At 47.2% G+C, this 17610-nt stretch carries 17 protein-coding genes; 14 read left to right on the forward strand and 3 right to left on the reverse strand.

Annotated features, from left to right (window positions below; genetic code table 11):
• Window positions 1-118: 118 nt before the first annotated feature.
• The 3 genes from MAMMFC1_RS09420 to MAMMFC1_RS09430 all read right to left on the reverse strand — a co-directional run bounded on the left by MAMMFC1_RS09420 (window position 119) and on the right by MAMMFC1_RS09430 (window position 3860).
• Window positions 119-1675, reverse strand: coding sequence for a CYTH and CHAD domain-containing protein (locus tag MAMMFC1_RS09420; RefSeq protein ID WP_126308290.1), 1557 nt, complete (start codon window positions 1673-1675; stop codon window positions 119-121).
• 244 nt (window positions 1676-1919) lie between these two features.
• Window positions 1920-2669 (reverse strand): zinc dependent phospholipase C family protein, encoded by a 750-nt coding sequence (locus MAMMFC1_RS09425; protein ID WP_126308291.1) that lies wholly within the window; start codon window positions 2667-2669, stop codon window positions 1920-1922.
• Window positions 2670-2699: 30 nt separating this feature from the next.
• On the reverse strand, window positions 2700-3860 hold the full coding sequence (locus MAMMFC1_RS09430; RefSeq protein ID WP_126308292.1) for an MGDG synthase family glycosyltransferase: 1161 nt from the start codon (window positions 3858-3860) through the stop codon (window positions 2700-2702).
• A gap of 416 nt (window positions 3861-4276) precedes the next feature.
• Between MAMMFC1_RS09430 and MAMMFC1_RS09435 the strand changes: the two genes are divergently transcribed.
• The 14 genes from MAMMFC1_RS09435 to MAMMFC1_RS09500 all read left to right on the forward strand — a co-directional run bounded on the left by MAMMFC1_RS09435 (window position 4277) and on the right by MAMMFC1_RS09500 (window position 17547).
• Window positions 4277-5251, forward strand: coding sequence for a SpoIID/LytB domain-containing protein (locus MAMMFC1_RS09435; RefSeq protein WP_232035752.1), 975 nt, complete (start codon window positions 4277-4279; stop codon window positions 5249-5251).
• Window positions 5252-5371: 120 nt separating this feature from the next.
• Window positions 5372-5662, forward strand: a complete 291-nt coding sequence (gene yabP / locus MAMMFC1_RS09440) for a sporulation protein YabP (RefSeq protein WP_232035753.1) — start codon at window positions 5372-5374, stop codon at window positions 5660-5662.
• A gap of 20 nt (window positions 5663-5682) precedes the next feature.
• A complete protein-coding gene (locus MAMMFC1_RS09445) occupies window positions 5683-6414 on the forward strand; it encodes a lytic transglycosylase domain-containing protein (RefSeq protein WP_126308293.1) in 732 nt (243 codons plus the stop codon).
• A gap of 51 nt (window positions 6415-6465) precedes the next feature.
• Window positions 6466-6948, forward strand: a complete 483-nt coding sequence (yabQ, locus tag MAMMFC1_RS09450; RefSeq protein ID WP_158618720.1) for a spore cortex biosynthesis protein YabQ — start codon at window positions 6466-6468, stop codon at window positions 6946-6948.
• A 140-nt stretch (window positions 6949-7088) separates the two neighbouring features.
• A complete protein-coding gene (locus tag MAMMFC1_RS09455) occupies window positions 7089-7397 on the forward strand; it encodes an FtsB family cell division protein (RefSeq protein WP_126308295.1) in 309 nt (102 codons plus the stop codon).
• Window positions 7398-7574: 177 nt separating this feature from the next.
• Window positions 7575-7985, forward strand: a complete 411-nt coding sequence (locus MAMMFC1_RS09460; RefSeq protein ID WP_126308296.1) for a S1 domain-containing RNA-binding protein — start codon at window positions 7575-7577, stop codon at window positions 7983-7985.
• Between the two features lie 274 nt (window positions 7986-8259).
• Window positions 8260-10749 carry a stage II sporulation protein E gene (spoIIE, locus tag MAMMFC1_RS09465; RefSeq protein ID WP_126308297.1) on the forward strand — a complete coding sequence of 830 codons (2490 nt, stop codon included), beginning with the start codon at window positions 8260-8262 and terminating at the stop codon, window positions 10747-10749.
• A 158-nt stretch (window positions 10750-10907) separates the two neighbouring features.
• Complete coding sequence (locus MAMMFC1_RS09470; protein ID WP_126308298.1) at window positions 10908-11666, forward strand: threonine/serine exporter family protein; 759 nt, start codon at window positions 10908-10910, stop codon at window positions 11664-11666.
• Window positions 11667-11848: 182 nt separating this feature from the next.
• Window positions 11849-12325, forward strand: a complete 477-nt coding sequence (locus tag MAMMFC1_RS09475; protein WP_126308299.1) for a threonine/serine exporter family protein — start codon at window positions 11849-11851, stop codon at window positions 12323-12325.
• Between the two features lie 15 nt (window positions 12326-12340).
• On the forward strand, window positions 12341-13750 hold the full coding sequence (gene tilS / locus MAMMFC1_RS09480; RefSeq protein WP_126308300.1) for a tRNA lysidine(34) synthetase TilS: 1410 nt from the start codon (window positions 12341-12343) through the stop codon (window positions 13748-13750).
• 14 nt (window positions 13751-13764) lie between these two features.
• Window positions 13765-14325 carry a hypoxanthine phosphoribosyltransferase gene (gene hpt / locus MAMMFC1_RS09485; protein ID WP_126310539.1) on the forward strand — a complete coding sequence of 187 codons (561 nt, stop codon included), beginning with the start codon at window positions 13765-13767 and terminating at the stop codon, window positions 14323-14325.
• A gap of 125 nt (window positions 14326-14450) precedes the next feature.
• Complete coding sequence (ftsH, locus tag MAMMFC1_RS09490; protein ID WP_126308301.1) at window positions 14451-16355, forward strand: ATP-dependent zinc metalloprotease FtsH; 1905 nt, start codon at window positions 14451-14453, stop codon at window positions 16353-16355.
• Window positions 16356-16521: 166 nt separating this feature from the next.
• Window positions 16522-17301, forward strand: a complete 780-nt coding sequence (locus MAMMFC1_RS09495; protein ID WP_126308302.1) for a serine hydrolase — start codon at window positions 16522-16524, stop codon at window positions 17299-17301.
• Window positions 17302-17355: 54 nt separating this feature from the next.
• Complete coding sequence (locus MAMMFC1_RS09500; protein WP_331852783.1) at window positions 17356-17547, forward strand: YibE/F family protein; 192 nt, start codon at window positions 17356-17358, stop codon at window positions 17545-17547.
• Window positions 17548-17610: the final 63 nt, after the last annotated feature.

Genomic DNA, 17610 nt, shown 5'->3' on the forward strand with positions numbered 1-17610 from the left:
CTTCAACGTACTTTCCCAGTACGCTTACGTTCCGGTCCTCGTCACGCCTAGCAGCTAACGATTTCTAAGCAGTTCGTGGATTTGTACGTTGAGCGTAAGTTGGGCAGATATAAGTTAATTAAGAATCGTCAGAATGCTTGGCCAGCCATTTACGGCAGGATTTTTTCATTTTCGTCCATATTTCCTCGAATTCAGCTTTGGCATGGAGGGAATGGGACAGTTGCCAACCGAGCAGCAGGCCGCTGTCATTGTGTAGTTTTCGGCTGGAGGATGCTTTCACCAGCTTATTGAGCTGACCGATGGTTGATTGCGTATCCCGTAGTAAACCAAGATTATCTTGCAGGGATTTCAGCCGTTTGGTGAAATTAGCTGATCGGCCCGGCAGGATCGGGGCAAAGACCTCCATGGCATAGCGGATTTTTTTGCCTTGAATTCTAAGTTGGTGAACTGCGGTTTCATCTGACAAGTCAACTTTGCTGCCTGCTTCAACAAATTGCTTAAGCCAGTTATTGAGGCGTCCGACAATGAAAAGAAGCAAGGAAGCATTGTTTTGTTCGCTGTATCGGTCCGGCCATTCTGCAGTCCAAACCCATAAGCCTAATAAAAGCGGCGTTGAGTAACCACGGGATACTGAATTATAGATTTCAGCCACCAGCTGCGTACGTTTTTCTGTAAACGCAGCAGTTAAAGCCTGGGATATGGGATCAGGATGATTTGGCAGATGATTATTCAGCATGAGCCATGTCTCATATAAGACATCTAAATCCCGCACCGGGCCCAAGGAGTTGCTCCATTGGCGCAGGCTTGTTTGCCAATCTGTAATTTCTTCCGCCGGCAGGAGTGGTTTGGCGAAAGACAAGAGTACTCTTAAACGCCGCAGACTGATTCTAAGATCATGGAGAGTTTCCGGATCGGCTGAATCAGCTAAAAAAGCATGTTGGGCGGCAATAACCAGATGAATCTGATGAATGATTTGCAAGCTCAAGGTGGAAAGAACCGGTGCCTGGGCGCTTTCTTTATGCAGCGGCAAAGGGGCCGGCGGATCTTTGGGAAAGCCATCATCTATACCGGCTAACTGTATTGCGCGATACAACTTACTGTGTTGTTCCGGCAGCAAAGGAAAGTGTTTTGCAAGTTCCGCGCCTAGCCTGATAAGCGCCAGCGAGGCACCACTTTTTAATTCCAGTTCCAGCAATTTCTGCCGGCTGTCACCGGCAACTATCTCGCCATCGTCAATAGCCAGCTCTATTTCGCTTCCGTCCGCAGCTACCAAATCAAAAATGTAACGATCAAAACGGGTGCCGAAAATAGGCGCCAATTCTTCTTCAGCGAGCAATTCTTTTAGGCGCGGCCCGATAGGAGTGTCGGCAAACGGTTCAATATTAGGCTGGGGATCGTGTACAACCGCGTTAAACTCTGTCCGCTGGTGGAGACCGCCATCGCTTGACCCGTCTGCTTTTATTGTCGCCGTCCAGTTTTCTTCATGGCGACGAAGCCGGTATGATAAGCGGGAATTTAACAAACTGTGGTTCCGGGTATCATAATATGTTGTGTCCAGAGTTTCTTTGCGGCCGGGCTGCTGCGCCAGAGACTGGAGCAACTGTGATTTTAACAGCTCCGGCAGGCATGAGGGATCGGTAATCTTTAGCTTTAGTTCTGATTCAATGTTTGGCATTTGCGTCCTCCTTATCTAAATAAGAGGTGGTTAATTATATTATTCTGCTTAATCTAATAAATGCCTGCATAGTCCATTTAGTATTCGCATATTTTTGTTATAAAATATTAATTATATATTAGATCCTTCTCTGTGTTCTCGGTGTCTCTATGGTTCCACTTCCTTTGTTTTTAGATTTTCAGGATAGCGAAAAAGCATGAAGCATCTCATCGAAGCTTCATGCTTTTCTTACTATTGTATTAATTTACGCTACTGTGACTGCATCAGCAATGAGGGTGTTCTGCGGAGTTCGACAGTTGAAAGCTGCAAGGGCGAAGAAGCGTTCAAACAAGCCGGCGGTGGATTGCTGGGCCCGGGGAAACAAAATAGTTGTTGCGGCGTGATAAAGGGTGTGATTCTCTTCCACAACCCAATCCAGCAAGTCGGCAGCGACAACAGCGTTATTGACTAACAAATCGTGAGGAAGGGCGCTTTGGGAGTAAAGCCCGTTATTATTTACCGTATAGGCGGAAAAATGATCTTTTATCCAGCTTTCATATTCTTTATGGCCGGAAAACAATTTGCCGCGAGCGTGATGGGGGACGCAAAGATCTTGCACCAAATGGGCGGTTACACCCAAAAAGAAAGCGCTCTTACGAATATCCCCCTGCCAGGCGCTGGCTAATGCAACCTGTAGGTAGCCGCTAAAATCGTCTAACGCCGTAGGGAACTGCCAGAGCCCTTTGCCTGTTCCCGGCTCGAAGTAGTGACTGCTGTTTTTCCAACCCTTGTCGGCCCAGTGTACTCCGGCATTTAACTCATTTATATATTGCTCGAAAAAATCCGCACAGCGCACATGCCCATCCCGTCTGAGGATGATTAATGCCTGGCGGTTTAAAAATTCGTGGGTGATGCTGGGAGTATCAAATAAGCTTTGAAACGGACTAACGGCGGCGAGCAAAATTTTCGCACCGGCGACTACCGATGCGCGGGATACGGATTCAGGTTTGATCATGGATTTCTCCCCCCGCTTGAAATGCGGCTGTTAGTTGTGTGCAGCCGCATTGGAATGAAGCAAATTTTGAATTATGGTGTCAATGATAACCGGCGCGGCCATAGGACGTCCCAGTAAGGAGACTTGCTTTTGCATACGGCAAAGCTTCTCCGGATGAGCCAGCAGGTTGGACAATATGGTACCCAGGTTCATATCATCTTCAACCCAGATGGCGGCGCCTTTACCGGTCAAATAGGTGGCATTTTCTTCTTCTTGACCGGGAATAGGTTCAAAGAAAAGCATAGGCAAATTCATGGCGGCTGCCTCACTGATTGTGAGAGCACCAGGTTTTGTAACCAAAACATCGGCGGCCGACATTAATTCAGGAATGTGCTTGGTATAGCCAAACACCTTGATTTTATGATGAGACTGACGGGCAAAGGCCAATACATGGCGACGCAACTCGCTATTATGTCCGGCAACGACAATCAGGTTTAACGGCATAGAAATTGCATTAAGCGTTTCCACTGCCTCGCTTAATGATCCTAACCCCAGACCTCCGCCCATCATTAATATAACCGGGCGGTCAGGCAACAGATCAAGTTCACGTCGAATTGTATTTTTGTCCAAACTCTCCACGGCATGATTAAATTTAGGGTTAATCGGAATACCGGTGGCATGAATGCGCTCCGCTGGAATGCCGGCAGAGCCTAAGGCCGTTTTTAGTTCTTCGGTAGCTACGAAATAAAGATCAATCTCTTGATAACACCACAGTCTATGAATGGCAAAATCAGTTAAAACTCCGACCAAGGGGATACTAATTTTGCGGTTGCGCTTCAGATACGCTGCAGCGCCGCAAGGAAACGGGTGAGTACAGATAATAAGGTCGGGGCGATGCGCTTTAATTAACTTCATCATGCTGCGTTTCATCGCCAGCGCCATCAAGTTTTGCACCTTTGAGCCAGGCAGACGCATTTGGAAAAATCGGTACAGCATATCGTACATATTGGGAAAAATATCAATCATTTTAAGATATGCTTCTTTGACCAGGGTGTTAAGATAGGAGTTTTCACCGGCCATAAAATCCACAACCTGCACTCTGGTCAGCCCTTGGCGCTCAAGCTCAACCTTGAGGGCTTGTGCCGCTTGTGTATGGCCCGCGCCAACCGAAGCCGAGACAATTAATACTTTTAACTCCTGAAAATTTTTCATCCTAATCACCTCGCCAGTAGATTACATCTATTAGCTTAGATAGCGAGTGCCTTTGCTATCATTCTATCACTAAGGGAGAAATTTGCTGTTAAATCTAAGTTAACAGACAGTTAATTTTTTATAACAAAATGTCGGATTTGACAATAAAAGACTGACGCTTCGACTTGTAATCTTGCTCAGTCTTAATAGTATTATCGTATTCATTATAGGTCCTAAAATTATTAAGGTCAATATACAAGTAAATCGCTACAAACTTATTTAATTTTTTCCATAATAAGAAAATAATACAAAGATTAAATTGTTTTGCTAAAATGAAATCCCGGGAAGAGTAAATGGCTGGTATGTATCGGGCTTACATTCGCCATAATAATTCAAGAACGCTTTTTAATAATAATGGAAAGGGGATAAAGTATACAATGAAAGTGACCAGATATGGCAAGCTAAAACAGGCATTAATCCTAATGACGGTTTTTACCGTGCTATTGGCCGCCTGCGCCGGTCAGCCGCAAAAAAAACCGGAAACTCCCGCGCCGCAAGCGCCCAAACAGGCTGTTGCCGGCAATGAGCCGGACATCTCGGTATTCATGCACGAAACAGGCGAAAAGAAAACCATGAAAATGGAGGAATACATTGCGGGAGTTGTTGCCGCGGAAATGAAAAATGACTGGCCGGTTGAAGCTTTGGCAGCCCAGGCAATTATAGCCCGGACATTTACCGTGGAAGCAATTGACACCAAGGGGGGGGTGCCGGAACGGGGCACACAGGCGTCAACCGATATCAAAGAGTTTCAGGCATATGACGCGAAAGCTGTTAATGACAACGTGAAAAAGGCGGTTGAGATGACTCGCGGTATGGTGGCAACATACCAGGGCAAGCCGATTAAGGCTTGGTTCCACGCTTCCGCCGGCGGCATAACGGCAACAGCCAAGGAAGGCTTAAACTATCGTGACGCCGAACCGCCATACATCCATTCGGTACAGTCGCCGGATGATTTGGCTCCTGCTGACATCAAAAACTGGACCGCTTCCTTTACGAAAGATGAAGTTTTAGCGGCTTTAAAAAAGATGGGAGTTAAGGCTAACGATATCAGCAGTATGGAAATAGGACAAAAAGGCCCGTCCGGCCGCACGGTCAGCCTTACGGTTAACAAGTCAACGCCGGTGTCGGGACCGGAACTTAGGATGGCTTTAGACAGTACCAAGCTAAAATCCATGCTGCTCGACGGAATTGAAGTATCGGAAGATAACGTGATATTTACGGGCACAGGTTATGGTCATGGTGTTGGCATGTCCCAGTGGGGTGCTCATAAAATGGCCAAGGAGAATAAAAAGCCGGAAGATATTATCACTTATTATTTTAAAGGCATCACTGTCGAGAAAAGATGGCAATAAAAGTATAACAACAGAGCCGGGGGGTACTACACCTCCGGCTCAAGCTATTAATAATGGTTCTATGCTTCCTTTTACCGGCATACACATAATTTGAAATGATTGGGCCAGGGAGGGAGTAATATGACGAATATGACGGTTGACAACAAGACGCCAAAATGGCGGCATCAGATTACCATGGTTGACCGGGAAGAATTAACTATAGACGGGGTAGTAAACTTAGGAAGCTATGATGAGAAAGAAATAGTTATGGAAACGGAACAGGGCATGCTGACAATCAGAGGAGATAGCCTCAATATCAAGCAGCTCAACTTAGAACAGGGATGTATTATTGTCGACGGGACAGTGAAGGGTCTTTCCTATGAAGATGAAATAAGACCGAAAAAAGGGCTGCTGGATCGATTCTTAAAGTAAAGGAGTAAAGGAGGGTTGCTTTGCGCAGTAAGGCGCTGAACGGTTGGTTCCTCCTGTTGGTCTTTTTGGTGGTGGAGTTATTTTTTTATGAGGTTACAGACTATCTAGCCACCTATTCCCGTATGGCGGCCGATGCGCGCTTTAGCAGCGGATGTACAGAATTTAGAGAAGTTAAAAACACTCCCTATGATAATATAATTAATCAGGCGGCAAGGAAGTTCAGTGTCAGTCCTGAATTGGTAGCCTCCGTTATTCGGGCGGAGAGTTCCTTCGAGCCCCGGGCAGTGTCGAAAGCGGGTGCTTACGGTCTGATGCAGGTTATGCCCGAAACTTGGCGGCAAGTCAATTCCAAAATCAAGGTATGCGCCGGTCGGCACGAGGGAGAGTGCACAAGCAAGTGTTACTTTACGCCTGAGCTTAATGTCCAGATTGGAACCGCCTATCTTGGACAGCTTGCTCAGCGCTACAAGGGGAACATGATACTGGCAGTCGCTGCGTATAACGCGGGGCCGGGAGCCGTGGACCGTTATGGGGGAATACCGCCTTATCGGGAAACGCAAGCTTATGTGGAAAGGGTTCAGAAATATTGGTATCAAATAAGTGGCGTCCAATTACCCGTACTAGGTGTAAGCGCCAATGAATGGCTGCAATGGAACCAGGGTTGCGGCTGGGGAATGCTCGGTACAGCCGGAATCATTGCGGTTTGGACAGGATTTCTTTATCAAAGGTATAAGTCGTGGTATTGGCGTTAGCCCGAAAAGGGGCTCTTATATGCGTTAACAGGCATAAAGGAGAGGGTATGGGTGGACTTTTCCACGCAGGTAACAACATTTGCGATTCTGTTTGGGGCAGGCGCACTGCTTGCTTTTTTATTTGATACCTACCGCGTAATGCGAAGAATTTTCAAACCCAATTGGCTTATTACCGCCGTTGCTGACCTAAGCTACTGGCTCTTAGCAACAGCCGTTGTTTTTGCTGCGTTACTTCTGGGAAATTGGGGTGAACTTCGCTTTTATGTTTTTGTCAGCCTTCTGACCGGGATAGCAACCTACTATCGTCTCTTAAGCCGGTTCATCCTCCGCTCGCTTATGGTGATTATGCGATGGATAAATACCGGGATGCGATTCCTGCGTATAACGTTTATTACTTTATTTTTGAAGCCGCTGCGTTTTCTCTTGCGTTTATTGATGTTACCCTTCGTCTTTTGCCAAAGAAAAGTAAAAAAGTGGTACAGAATATGGCGTCCGCCACCTTTGCCGCCGGATGACACGCCTCCCGCTCAGTAGAATCAGTAGAAAGTGAATGGAATTTTCCTTAAATTTTTCTGCAATAGAGGAAATTGCCGGTAAGCTGGCGAATAAACATATAGTCAAAGTGTGAGACACCGTATATATCGTATAATATAGCAATATGGTGGTGCTAAAAAGTGCAGAAAAACAGAAAAAGAGCCCGCTTTAGCTGGTTCCGGTTTTTTCTCCTGGTTTTAACTGCTTACTTTTTATATGCGGCAGGCAACCAGCAATTAGAACTTTTCCGTATCAGGCAGGAAGCTAAAATAATGAGTGAGCGGCTTCAGGAGGTTACCAGGGAAAACCAAGCCCTAGCCGGCGAGAAGGAAAAGTTAAATCAAGCCGCTTATATTGAAAAGCTGGCCCGTGAGCAATTGGGATTGGTAAAACCGGGGGAAGTACCCTACATTCCCGCCTCCCGCCCGGAAAATAGTTCAGGGCAATAGGCAATAGTCGGTTTTCGATAGTATTAAACAATCAGATAATTTCAGCTTTTCTTGACACATTTTAGACGGCAAGAGTATAATATGTTTGCAGAATACAGTGTTTTAAAATATTATTATTGCTTAGTCGCTCATAAGTAAATAATTGCGAGAGAAAAATTAAGGAGGAAGTTTGTAAGTATGTCCATTGAGGTTGGCAGTGTTTTAGAGGGAGTTGTGACCGGTATAACGAATTTCGGTGCATTTGTCGAATTGCCGGGGGGAAAGGTCGGCTTGGTTCACATCTCCGAGGTTGCCGACGTATATGTTCGCGATGTAAAAGACTTTTTAAAAGAACAGGACAAGGTTAAAGTAAAGGTATTATCAGTTGACGAGCGCGGCAAAATTGGGTTGTCGATCAAACAGCTACAGGCTCCCGCTCCTAAAAAACCTGCCAACGAGGTAAGGCGCCCGGGGAATCGGGTTAATTCCTTATCTTTCGAAGACAAACTCAACAAATTTTTAAAAGACAGCGATGAACGCTTGTCCGACTTAAAGCGCAACACCGAGTCCAAACGCGGCGGACGCGGAGCGGCAAGACGGGCGGAATAGGGGATCTTACCGATTAGGTTGTCGATCAGGTCGATCAGATTGTTATCATTTGAATTATTATTTACATTTTAAACCAAACTTTTTGAACCAAATTTTAGAATTTTACATAGAGGGGAACCGCTTGGTTAGCTCGGCCAGGTGGTTTTTTGCATTTTCCCGCTGTTCTTGTCGGAATATTTTGAGAAAGCAATGACCGATTAAGACAAACATTTCCCTGGCGGCATGGGTAAAATGTAAACCACAAGCCAAGTACTAACGTACAGGGGGAATCATTATGCCAAAAGTATCAGTTGTTACATTGCCGGAAGACGTACTTAAGGCGCCTTCGGCCGGACAGCCTGCCGCAGCGGCAGTGGAAGAACGACAGCTGGGAATAAGCTTTCCATGGCGAGAGTTGGCAAGAGAACTTTATAACAGGATCACCATATTGTTTTCTCCTGCCAACATATTGATTGATGTGCTTGCCTTTCTGTTGGGAAGAGTCTGCCTTATCGGTGAAGTTGCGCCCTTTGGCCTGGCTTTTTTTGCCGCAGTGGCAAGTGTGTCGCGGGAGAGGGCTCCCATGGCCGGTCTATGGGCCCTTTTGGGAGTAATATCGGTCGGGCAGTATATGGAAGCAGGTATTTACTTTTTATCCATGATTATGTATTGGCGAATATCGGACAAGCTGGACCGCATGCTTCCCAAGGCGCATGCTGTTCCCTTATTGATATTCGGTTGTGTTTTGCTAAGCGGATTGCCATTGTCTTTATGGCGGGAAGTCAGTTTTTATAATACCATGCTAGTCGTTCTCGACGCAGCCATGTGCATGGTCCTGGCATTCATATTCAGCTTTGGAATGCCGCTGGTTGTCTTTTCGTCCGAACAAAAAGCCAGGGGGGCCGAAGCGCTAATCTGTGCAGTATTTATTCTGGCAATAGCTGTGGCCGGTTTGGGAAATGCAACGATAATGGAATACAGTGTACGCAACATGGCAGGCGGTTTAATCACCATGGCCCTTGCTCTTACCGGCGGATCCGGGCTTGGCGCCGCCGGCGGAGTAGCGGTGGGTTTAGTCGTGAGCTTAAGCGACGGCTATGCTACTGCCGCAATCGCCATATATTCATTGGCCGGTTTATTGGGCGGATTATTCCGGAGCTGGGGTAAACCGGCTGTATTGCTGGGTTTTCTGCTGGGAAGTACGATTGGGACATTATATTTTGGACAAGCCGGTGAATTGCTGCTGGTATTAGTTGAGTCTTCACTTGCATCAGCGGTTTTTTTTGCTCTGCCTGCAATCCGGCTGAGCAGATGGCGGGAGAGCTGGCTTACTGATGAAAGTGGGGTTGACGCTGAAGCGGCGCTTGACGCAGCTATAAACAAATTACAGAATATGGCGGCCATGTTTAATGATCTGGCGAAGGCTTTTAGTAATGCCAATACAAAAGAGGAAACAGCCTATCAGGATAAGATTAAAGAAGCTCAGTTAAAAGAGATGCTTTCTTGTGTGGGGGACAAAGTCTGCGGTGCTTGTACCCGCCGTGACGCTTGCTGGGACAGGGATTTTTATCAAATATACCAGGCCATGCTGGCAACACTTGTTTTAGCGGAGGGGGACAGGCTAAAAGGGAGCAGTTTGCCTGATTATATCAAAGCTAACTGTGCAAATCAAAAGGAACTGATAGAAATCATCGGCCGGGTGGCTGACAACAACCGGGTTCACTGGTATTGGCAGAAAAAAATGGGGGAATGCCGTCAGGTTGGGGCCGAACAGATGAAAGCCACCGGGGAAATCATCATTAATTTGGCGTCGGAGATTAAGCGTGGTCCGCAAAATGACCGGGAGGTTGCAGGAATGCTGAGTGAACGGGCTGCAGCCCTGGACTGCCCGTTATCTGCGGTGCAGGTCGCATGGAAGCGGGGAACGGTGACGGTTGATGCGCAAAAATTGCCTTGCGGTGGAACCAAGGAGTGCGTACATACCATTCTGCCGCTGGCGGCCAACCTTTTGCAGGAAAAGATGGTTCTGCACACAAGTTGCGGCAATAAAGAAAAAAATAAAAAGTGTAAATTGACCTTGGAATTAGCCGAGAAGTACTTTGTCGAGACGGGAAGAGCCACTGCCGCTAAGGGCGGGGACAGCGGCGTGTGCGCTGATGTATGTGCCCGGCTGGACTTGGGAAAGGGAAAAGTGGCTTTGATTTTGAGTGATGGGATGGGCAGCGGTCAGGAAGCTGTCGGCGAAAGCCAAGCCACGGTATCATTCTTGCAAAAATTATTGACAATGGGATTTGACGTGGATACGGCTGTAATGACGGTGAACTCCCTGTTGCTTCTGAAAACTCCGGAAAGCTATGCTACCCTTGATATGGTGATAGTAGACACTTATACCGGCGAAACGGAATTTTTAAAAATTGGTGCACCTCCCAGTTTTGTTAAACGTGTCAGGGAAGTTTCCACCATAAAATCTTCCGGTCTTCCTATCGGCATAATCCAGCACATTGAAATTACTCCTGTGAAACGCGCTCTTTCCCGGGGAGACATTATTGTCATGGTGAGTGACGGAATTATTGACGCGGCGCGAGGCAAAGAGAATGAATTTGAAAGAGAAAATGAAAAAGAAAGCTGGGTAGCCAATTTCTTAAGACGGCTGGCAACCGAACGTCCCCAGGAAATAGCCAATAGAATTCTTCATCAGGCCGAAGAATTTTCCCAAGGCACGGCTGAAGATGATATGGCGGTGCTGGTGATCCGGATAGCGGAACTTCCGCCGCTGATTCAATAGGTAAAATGGGTAAAACAATACTTCCAGACGGGGAAAGTAAATCCCGTTTATTTTTTTTCCGGCCGGTAACACTATTATAATGAATTATATGGCAGGAAATCACCGGAATCGAGGCGAAATGATGATATAGCGGTTGATTTTCTTATTGAGGTGATTAAATGTTTGTTCAGCTGGAACAAATTGTTGCTATAACTATTTTGGCTGGAGAAATCATGCTCAAGAACGGGGCCGAAACCAGCAGGGTGGAAGAGACCATGAGCCATATTGCCCGGGCCTGTGGCGCCAGACAGGTGGACTGTTTCGCCATTCCGACGGGCGTATTTCTGTCAGCTGCCGATGCTTGGGGGCGAACACACATGGCTCTGCGCCGGGTACATAACCGAACCATCAATTTAGACCGGATTGCCAAGGTCAATGAATTATCCCGGCGATTGGCCGACGGTCGTATCGACTATGAATGCGCTCATTCTCTATTGGAACGTATAGGACGGGAACGGACCGGGTTTTCCCTGGTACCGTCCATGGTGGCTTCGGGGGTAGTCGGCTGTACAGTCGCCATACTGTTAAACGCCGGACCGGCAGAAGCTACCGGTGCTTTTGTTGCCGCCTTCACTGTCCGTTATATCGCCCATATTATATCCCGCCTTCACGGTGCCCAATTTACCTTCGAGTTTTTTGGCGGTATGACGGCAGCAATTATTGGGGTTTGGCTGCATCATATCTGGTCCGGCATCAGTCAGGAGCAAATTGTTGTTGGCGGTATCATGCCGTTGGTGCCTGGAATGGCAGTGACCAACGCTATTCGGGATGTGATAGCCGGCGATCTCTTAAGCGGCCTCTCGCGCGGGCTGGAAGCCGCCTTGACCGCAGTGGCCGTGTCGATGGGGGTGGTTATAGTTTTGGCAGTAAGGCCTTAATTAGAGGCTGGCTGAAAACGCCCATCTGCGTTGTTGCTTCTGCGGGCGCTCACTTCACGTACTTCTCTGTACTGTTCCGCTCACGTCCCCGTCGCGCCTAGCTCTGGACATTTTGAACCAGCCTCCCTGAATTAAGGTTGCGTGTTTTAAAACACGCTCATTAGCACTGGGGTGAAGAAAGTGTGATAGCGGTTAAAATCGGGGCGGTTCTGGCTATGGGCGTAGCGGTGGGGATTCTGTACCGTATTCCCCGGGCGCTTTTGCTTTATGCCAGCGTTACCGGGGCAATAGGTTGGCTGGTAATGCACGGGATATTGGTAAATAATGGTAACGTTATTTTTGCCAACTTTGTCGGCAGCATGGCTGTAGGTGCTGCTTCCGAGCTTTTCGCCAGGCTGTTAAAGAAACCGGCTACAATATTTATTGTACCCGGCTTTATTCCCCTGGTGCCCGGACGGGAAGCATACACCACTATGCTTTATATGGTGGATGGGCGATATCCGGAAGGAGTTTCCATGGGGATGCTTACCATGCTGACAGCCGGGGCAATCGCATTTGGCTTATTTGTCAGCGCCACAGTATACCGGCTGTTGCTGCAAAATATAGACGCAAAAGATAAAAAAGATAAAAGAAAGATAAAAGAATGGATGGAAGAATAGAAAGGAAGTAACCGTGTGCTTAACAAGGTGCGGGCTTGGATTGACCGCCATAGTCTTTTGGCCGCAGGCGACAGGATTGTGGCGGCGTGTTCCGGCGGTCCTGACTCCCTGGCTCTTGTTCATATGTTATATGAGCTCCGCCGGGAATATAAAATTGAGCTGGCTGTTGCCCATGTCAATCATATGTTTCGACCGGAAGCAGTAGAAGAAGCCCGTTTTGTAAAAGAGTATTGCGACAAGCTGGGTATTGCCTGTTACCAACAGGAAATTGATGTTCCTGCCTTTATTCATACCAGCGGCAAATCGGCCCAGGAAGCGGCCAGGATGCTCCGGTACCGGTATTTACGCGAAGTAGCGGCTGATTTTGGCGCAGCCAAGATTGCAACCGGTCATCACCGCGATGATCAGATAGAGACAGTACTGATTAACTTTATTCGGGGAGCGGGGACCGGCGGACTGAAAGGGATGAAGCCTCGTAACGGGGATATCATCCGCCCGCTGCTGGCCCTTAGCCGGGCGGAAATTGAAGCGTATATAACGGCTAACAGCTTGACTCCCTGTTTGGACAGTTCCAACCTCAAAACAAATTATCTGCGCAACCGGATACGGCTAAAACTTCTACCTCTCCTGGCGAGTGAGTACAATCCAAGCATTCATGATTCCATCTGGCGAACTGCGGAAGTAACCGGGGACGAGTATGACTATATTTGCCAGGCGGCAAGAAAAGCTTGGCGGTCGGTAATTACGGAAGATGCCGCAAGGCTTTTAGTGGAAAGTTCAAAGTTTGCGCGGCTGCATACTGCGGTGAAACGGGAGTTGATTCGCCAGGCAATTGAAAAAAAAAGGGGAACATTGACAGGAATTAGCTTTGTCCATGTGGAAAATCTCTTAAAGATGACTTTGCATGGGCGGGTAGGAACCTTTTTTGTTTTGCCAGGCGGCGCCATAGCCCGCAAAAACTACATCGGCCTGGAGTTGTTTGGCGGGAAATCCGGCTTGTTCCGACAAGCTGAGGCCGGGAAGTACCGGGAAACTTTTCTTAAATTACCGGGAGTTACCCAGGTGCCTGATCTGGGAATCAAGGTAAAGGCAACAATAGTCGACAGGCCCGACTTTAGTGATGCCGGCTCCAATCGTGGAAATAGCGCTGTTTTTGACTTGGGGCTGCTGCTGCCGCCGTTAGTAGTCAGGACAAGACTGCCCGGAGACCGTTTTCGGCCTTTGGGAATGAAAGGGAGCAAAAAACTCAAAGAGTATTTCATTGACGTTAAAGTGCCTCAGACCGAGCGGGATACGGTTCCGCTGGTATGTGACAGCCAGGGTATTCTTTGGATTGCCGGGTATCGTCAAAGTGAAACAGCTAAAGTTACCGGTCAAACTACAAAATTTTTAAAACTTGTCATGACTAAACAGGAGGATTTTTGAATATGAGTTATAATATGATGGAGGATGTGGAGAGAATACTAATCAGTGAAGCTGAACTGGCGCAAAGAGTTAAAGAACTTGGGGCTCAGATCACTGCCGACTATACTGGCAAGGAAATCCTGATGATTGGAATTTTGCGCGGGGCGGTTCTTTTCATGTCGGATCTTATGCGGGCGATCAGTTTGCCGGTATCTCTGGATTTCATGGCGGTATCCAGTTATGGAGTATCTACAACTTCCAGCGGTGTGGTACGCATAATGAAAGATTTGGATGAAAATGCCGAGAACAAGCACGTGCTGATTGTAGAGGATATCATTGATTCCGGACTTACTCTTAACTATCTTGTCGATAATTTAAAATCCCGCCGGCCGGCCAGCGTAAAAATTTGCACTCTTCTTAGCAAACCTGACCGCCGGAAGGCAGAAGTACAAATTGCTTACAATGGATTTACCATTCCAGATTATTTTGTAGTTGGGTACGGTTTGGATTTTGCGGAAAAGTACCGCAATTTCCCCTTTATCGGGGTGCTGAAGCCGTCGGTGTACCAATCAGCCAAGCAATCAGCCAAGATTTAATTTTTCGGTCAAATATAATTGTCAGTAAGAATTTGTTATGCTATAATAATACGATATGAATAGTCTATTATTTTTCACGATTCGCCAATTGTCTTTGCGTGGTCCAGCGAGAGGAGGGCTACTTTTTGAACAAATTTTTCCGTAATGTAAGCTTCTATTTATTGATTATCATCATTGCAATATCGATAATCGACTACTATTCATCCCGAACGACTCCCAAGCAGGAAATCAGTTATACCCAGTTTCTGAAACAGGTTGAAGAGCAAAACGTTGAACGGGTAACGATAGTGGATAACGCCATTAAAGGCAAACTTAAGGACGGCCAGGAGTTTACTACCGTCACTCCTAATGATCCTACCCTGATCAATCAGTTAAGAGAAAAGGGCGTGGACATTAAGGCCGAACAACCGCCACAGCCTCCCTGGTGGACGACGATATTCTCTTCGATTTTGCCGATGCTGCTTTTGATTGGTGTATGGTTCTTCATCATGCAGCAGACCCAGGGCGGCGGCAATCGGGTAATGTCCTTCGGAAAATCGCGGGCAAAGTTACATGGCGAGGATAAAATCAAGGTGACATTTTCAGATGTTGCCGGCGCCGATGAGGCTAAACAGGAACTGGAAGAGGTTGTTGAATTTTTGAAACACCCCAAAAAGTTTAATGATTTGGGGGCTAGAATCCCGAAAGGAGTTCTTTTGTTCGGACCGCCGGGAACGGGTAAAACTCTTTTGGCCCGTGCGGTAGCCGGTGAAGCGGGGGTCCCGTTTTTCAGCATTAGTGGTTCAGATTTCGTGGAAATGTTCGTCGGGGTAGGCGCATCCCGGGTACGGGACCTATTCGAGCAAGCCAAGAAAAATGCTCCCTGTATTGTATTTATTGACGAAATTGACGCCGTTGGCCGTCAGCGCGGCGCCGGTCTTGGCGGGGGACATGACGAGAGAGAGCAGACCCTTAACCAGTTGCTCGTAGAAATGGACGGATTTGGCATTAATGAAGGAATTATTATTATTGCCGCTACCAACCGGCCGGATATTCTTGATCCGGCGCTGTTGCGCCCTGGCCGTTTTGACAGGCAGATTGTGGTGGACCGGCCGGATGTCAAAGGCCGCCTCGAAATCTTAAAAGTGCATACCCGTGGTAAACCGTTGGCCAAGGAAGTTGATCTAGACGTACTTGCCAGAAGAACAGCCGGTTTTACCGGTGCCGATCTGAGCAACTTGGTCAATGAGGCAGCTCTTTTGGCTGCCCGGCGCAATAAAAAACGAATTGAAATGTATGAATTGGAAGAAGCCGTGGAACGGGTGGTAGCCGGGCCTGAGCGTAAGAGTAGGGTAATCAGCGAGAAAGAGCGCAACCTAACGGCTTACCATGAGGCGGGTCATGCTTTGGTCGGCATGCTCTTAACCCATACGGACCCGGTTCATAAAGTATCCATTATTCCCAGAGGGCGGGCCGGCGGCTATACGCTTATGCTCCCAAGAGAAGACCGGTATTACGCTACCCGGACGGAACTTTTGGAACAGCTTAAAACACTTCTTGGCGGACGGGTCGCGGAAGACGTGGTGCTGGGAGAAATTAGCACTGGCGCTCAGAATGATCTGGAACGGGCCACCGAGCTGGTAAGAAAAATGATCACCGAGTTCGGTATGAGTGAAGTGCTGGGTCCAATTACCTTTGGCCGGAAGCAGGAGCAAGTATTTTTGGGACGTGATATTGCCCGGGACAGGAACTACAGCGAGGAAGTCGCTTACTCCATTGATAAAGAGGTTCGCCGGCTGATTGAAGAAGCATACTCAAACACCGAGGAAATGCTGAAAAATAATATTGATAAATTACACCTTATAGCTAACGCGCTGCTTGCGCGGGAAACACTGGAAGCTGAGGAACTGGAGCAGCTTATGAAAGAGGGCCAAATTACAGAGAAGCCGAAAGACGAAGATGAACCGGCGCCGGTTATTGCGGCTCCCGGGCCGGATGATGGCACAGGCCCCAAAATCGTTTATAGCTTTGGTCTGACTCACTTACGTTAGCAGACAGAATAAAATAGTAAAAAAGGGAAAAAACGGCAGAATATCTGCCGTTTTTATGTTATTATAGAAGCATATAGCAATAATTGGAACCTTATGGTTGTGGCAATTTATATGCGGATGTGTTATGTTAAATCAGGGGAGATTACTATACTTTGCGAGGTGAATTATGTTTCGGAGAATGGTGTCGTTATTCGCTATAGTCGCTATTATTGGTTTCCATGTTTTACCTGTGCAAGCGGCTGAGCGGAATTGGGGTAATGAAATCACAGGGGATGTAAGAACATTTGACGGAAAAGTTGGTATATATGCCAAGAATTTAAGGACCGGCCGGGTATTTGACATTAACCAGAATGATGTTTTCCCGACTGCGTCTACCAGTAAACTGGTGGTAGCGCTTGCTACCTACAAATTTCTATATCCGCAAGTCCCGGGGGAAAAAAAGAATCTATACGAAACAGATATTGAGTCGATGATAACAGTCAGCGATAACCAATCCTTCTATGATTTATTGGACGAGATTGCCGCCGTGGAATCCGATTCCCTGGTCCGGGTAACAAAGGACTTGGGACTGAAGCAAACCCAGATACATAGCCAAGAGGCAAAGGAAAAATACAACTACCAGAGTGTGACCACTCCTTTCGAGATGGCAAAGGTTTTTGAGGCTATTTATCGAGAAAGATATTTGGGCAGGGAACAATCTGTAGTACTTAAAGACTATTTGGCCAACACTATTTTTCATGATGAAATACCTCGCTTTATGCTGACAAAAGTTATGCACAAAGTAGGTCAGTTGGACAACCTCCTGTGTGACGTCGGCATTGTTGATGACGGCAAAGATCAGATATTGATCAGTGCATATACGATCACGGATCGTCCGGAAGACTACGCCAGTGACTTTATCGCCAACACTTCCGCCAAACTCTATAATGCTTTAAGGCAAAAATAATACAGCCAGCCCGCAACGGGCTGGCTAAAAATTTATATTAGCCTAAACAAAATCCTGGCCTACGCCGGCACTTCCCTGCCGCTCATGCTGCTGGTGACTTCCCAGAAAAATACCTCCCTGCTGCAAATTATGAATCTTAACATGATTATTACCGAGATTGCCAGAGCTTTAACCGGAAGTATCGGGCTGATTTGCGCCATTCCGCTTACCGCGGTAATTACGGCGTTGCTGTTAAATAAAAAATAATTCCCTCGTTCTTAGCAGATACTAAGAAGTGCGAACAGCAAAAGAAAACGTCGAAAGGGAGCG

It is taken from the genome of Methylomusa anaerophila (assembly GCF_003966895.1).
In the GTDB taxonomy this organism is placed as follows: domain Bacteria; phylum Bacillota; class Negativicutes; order Sporomusales; family Sporomusaceae; genus Methylomusa; species Methylomusa anaerophila.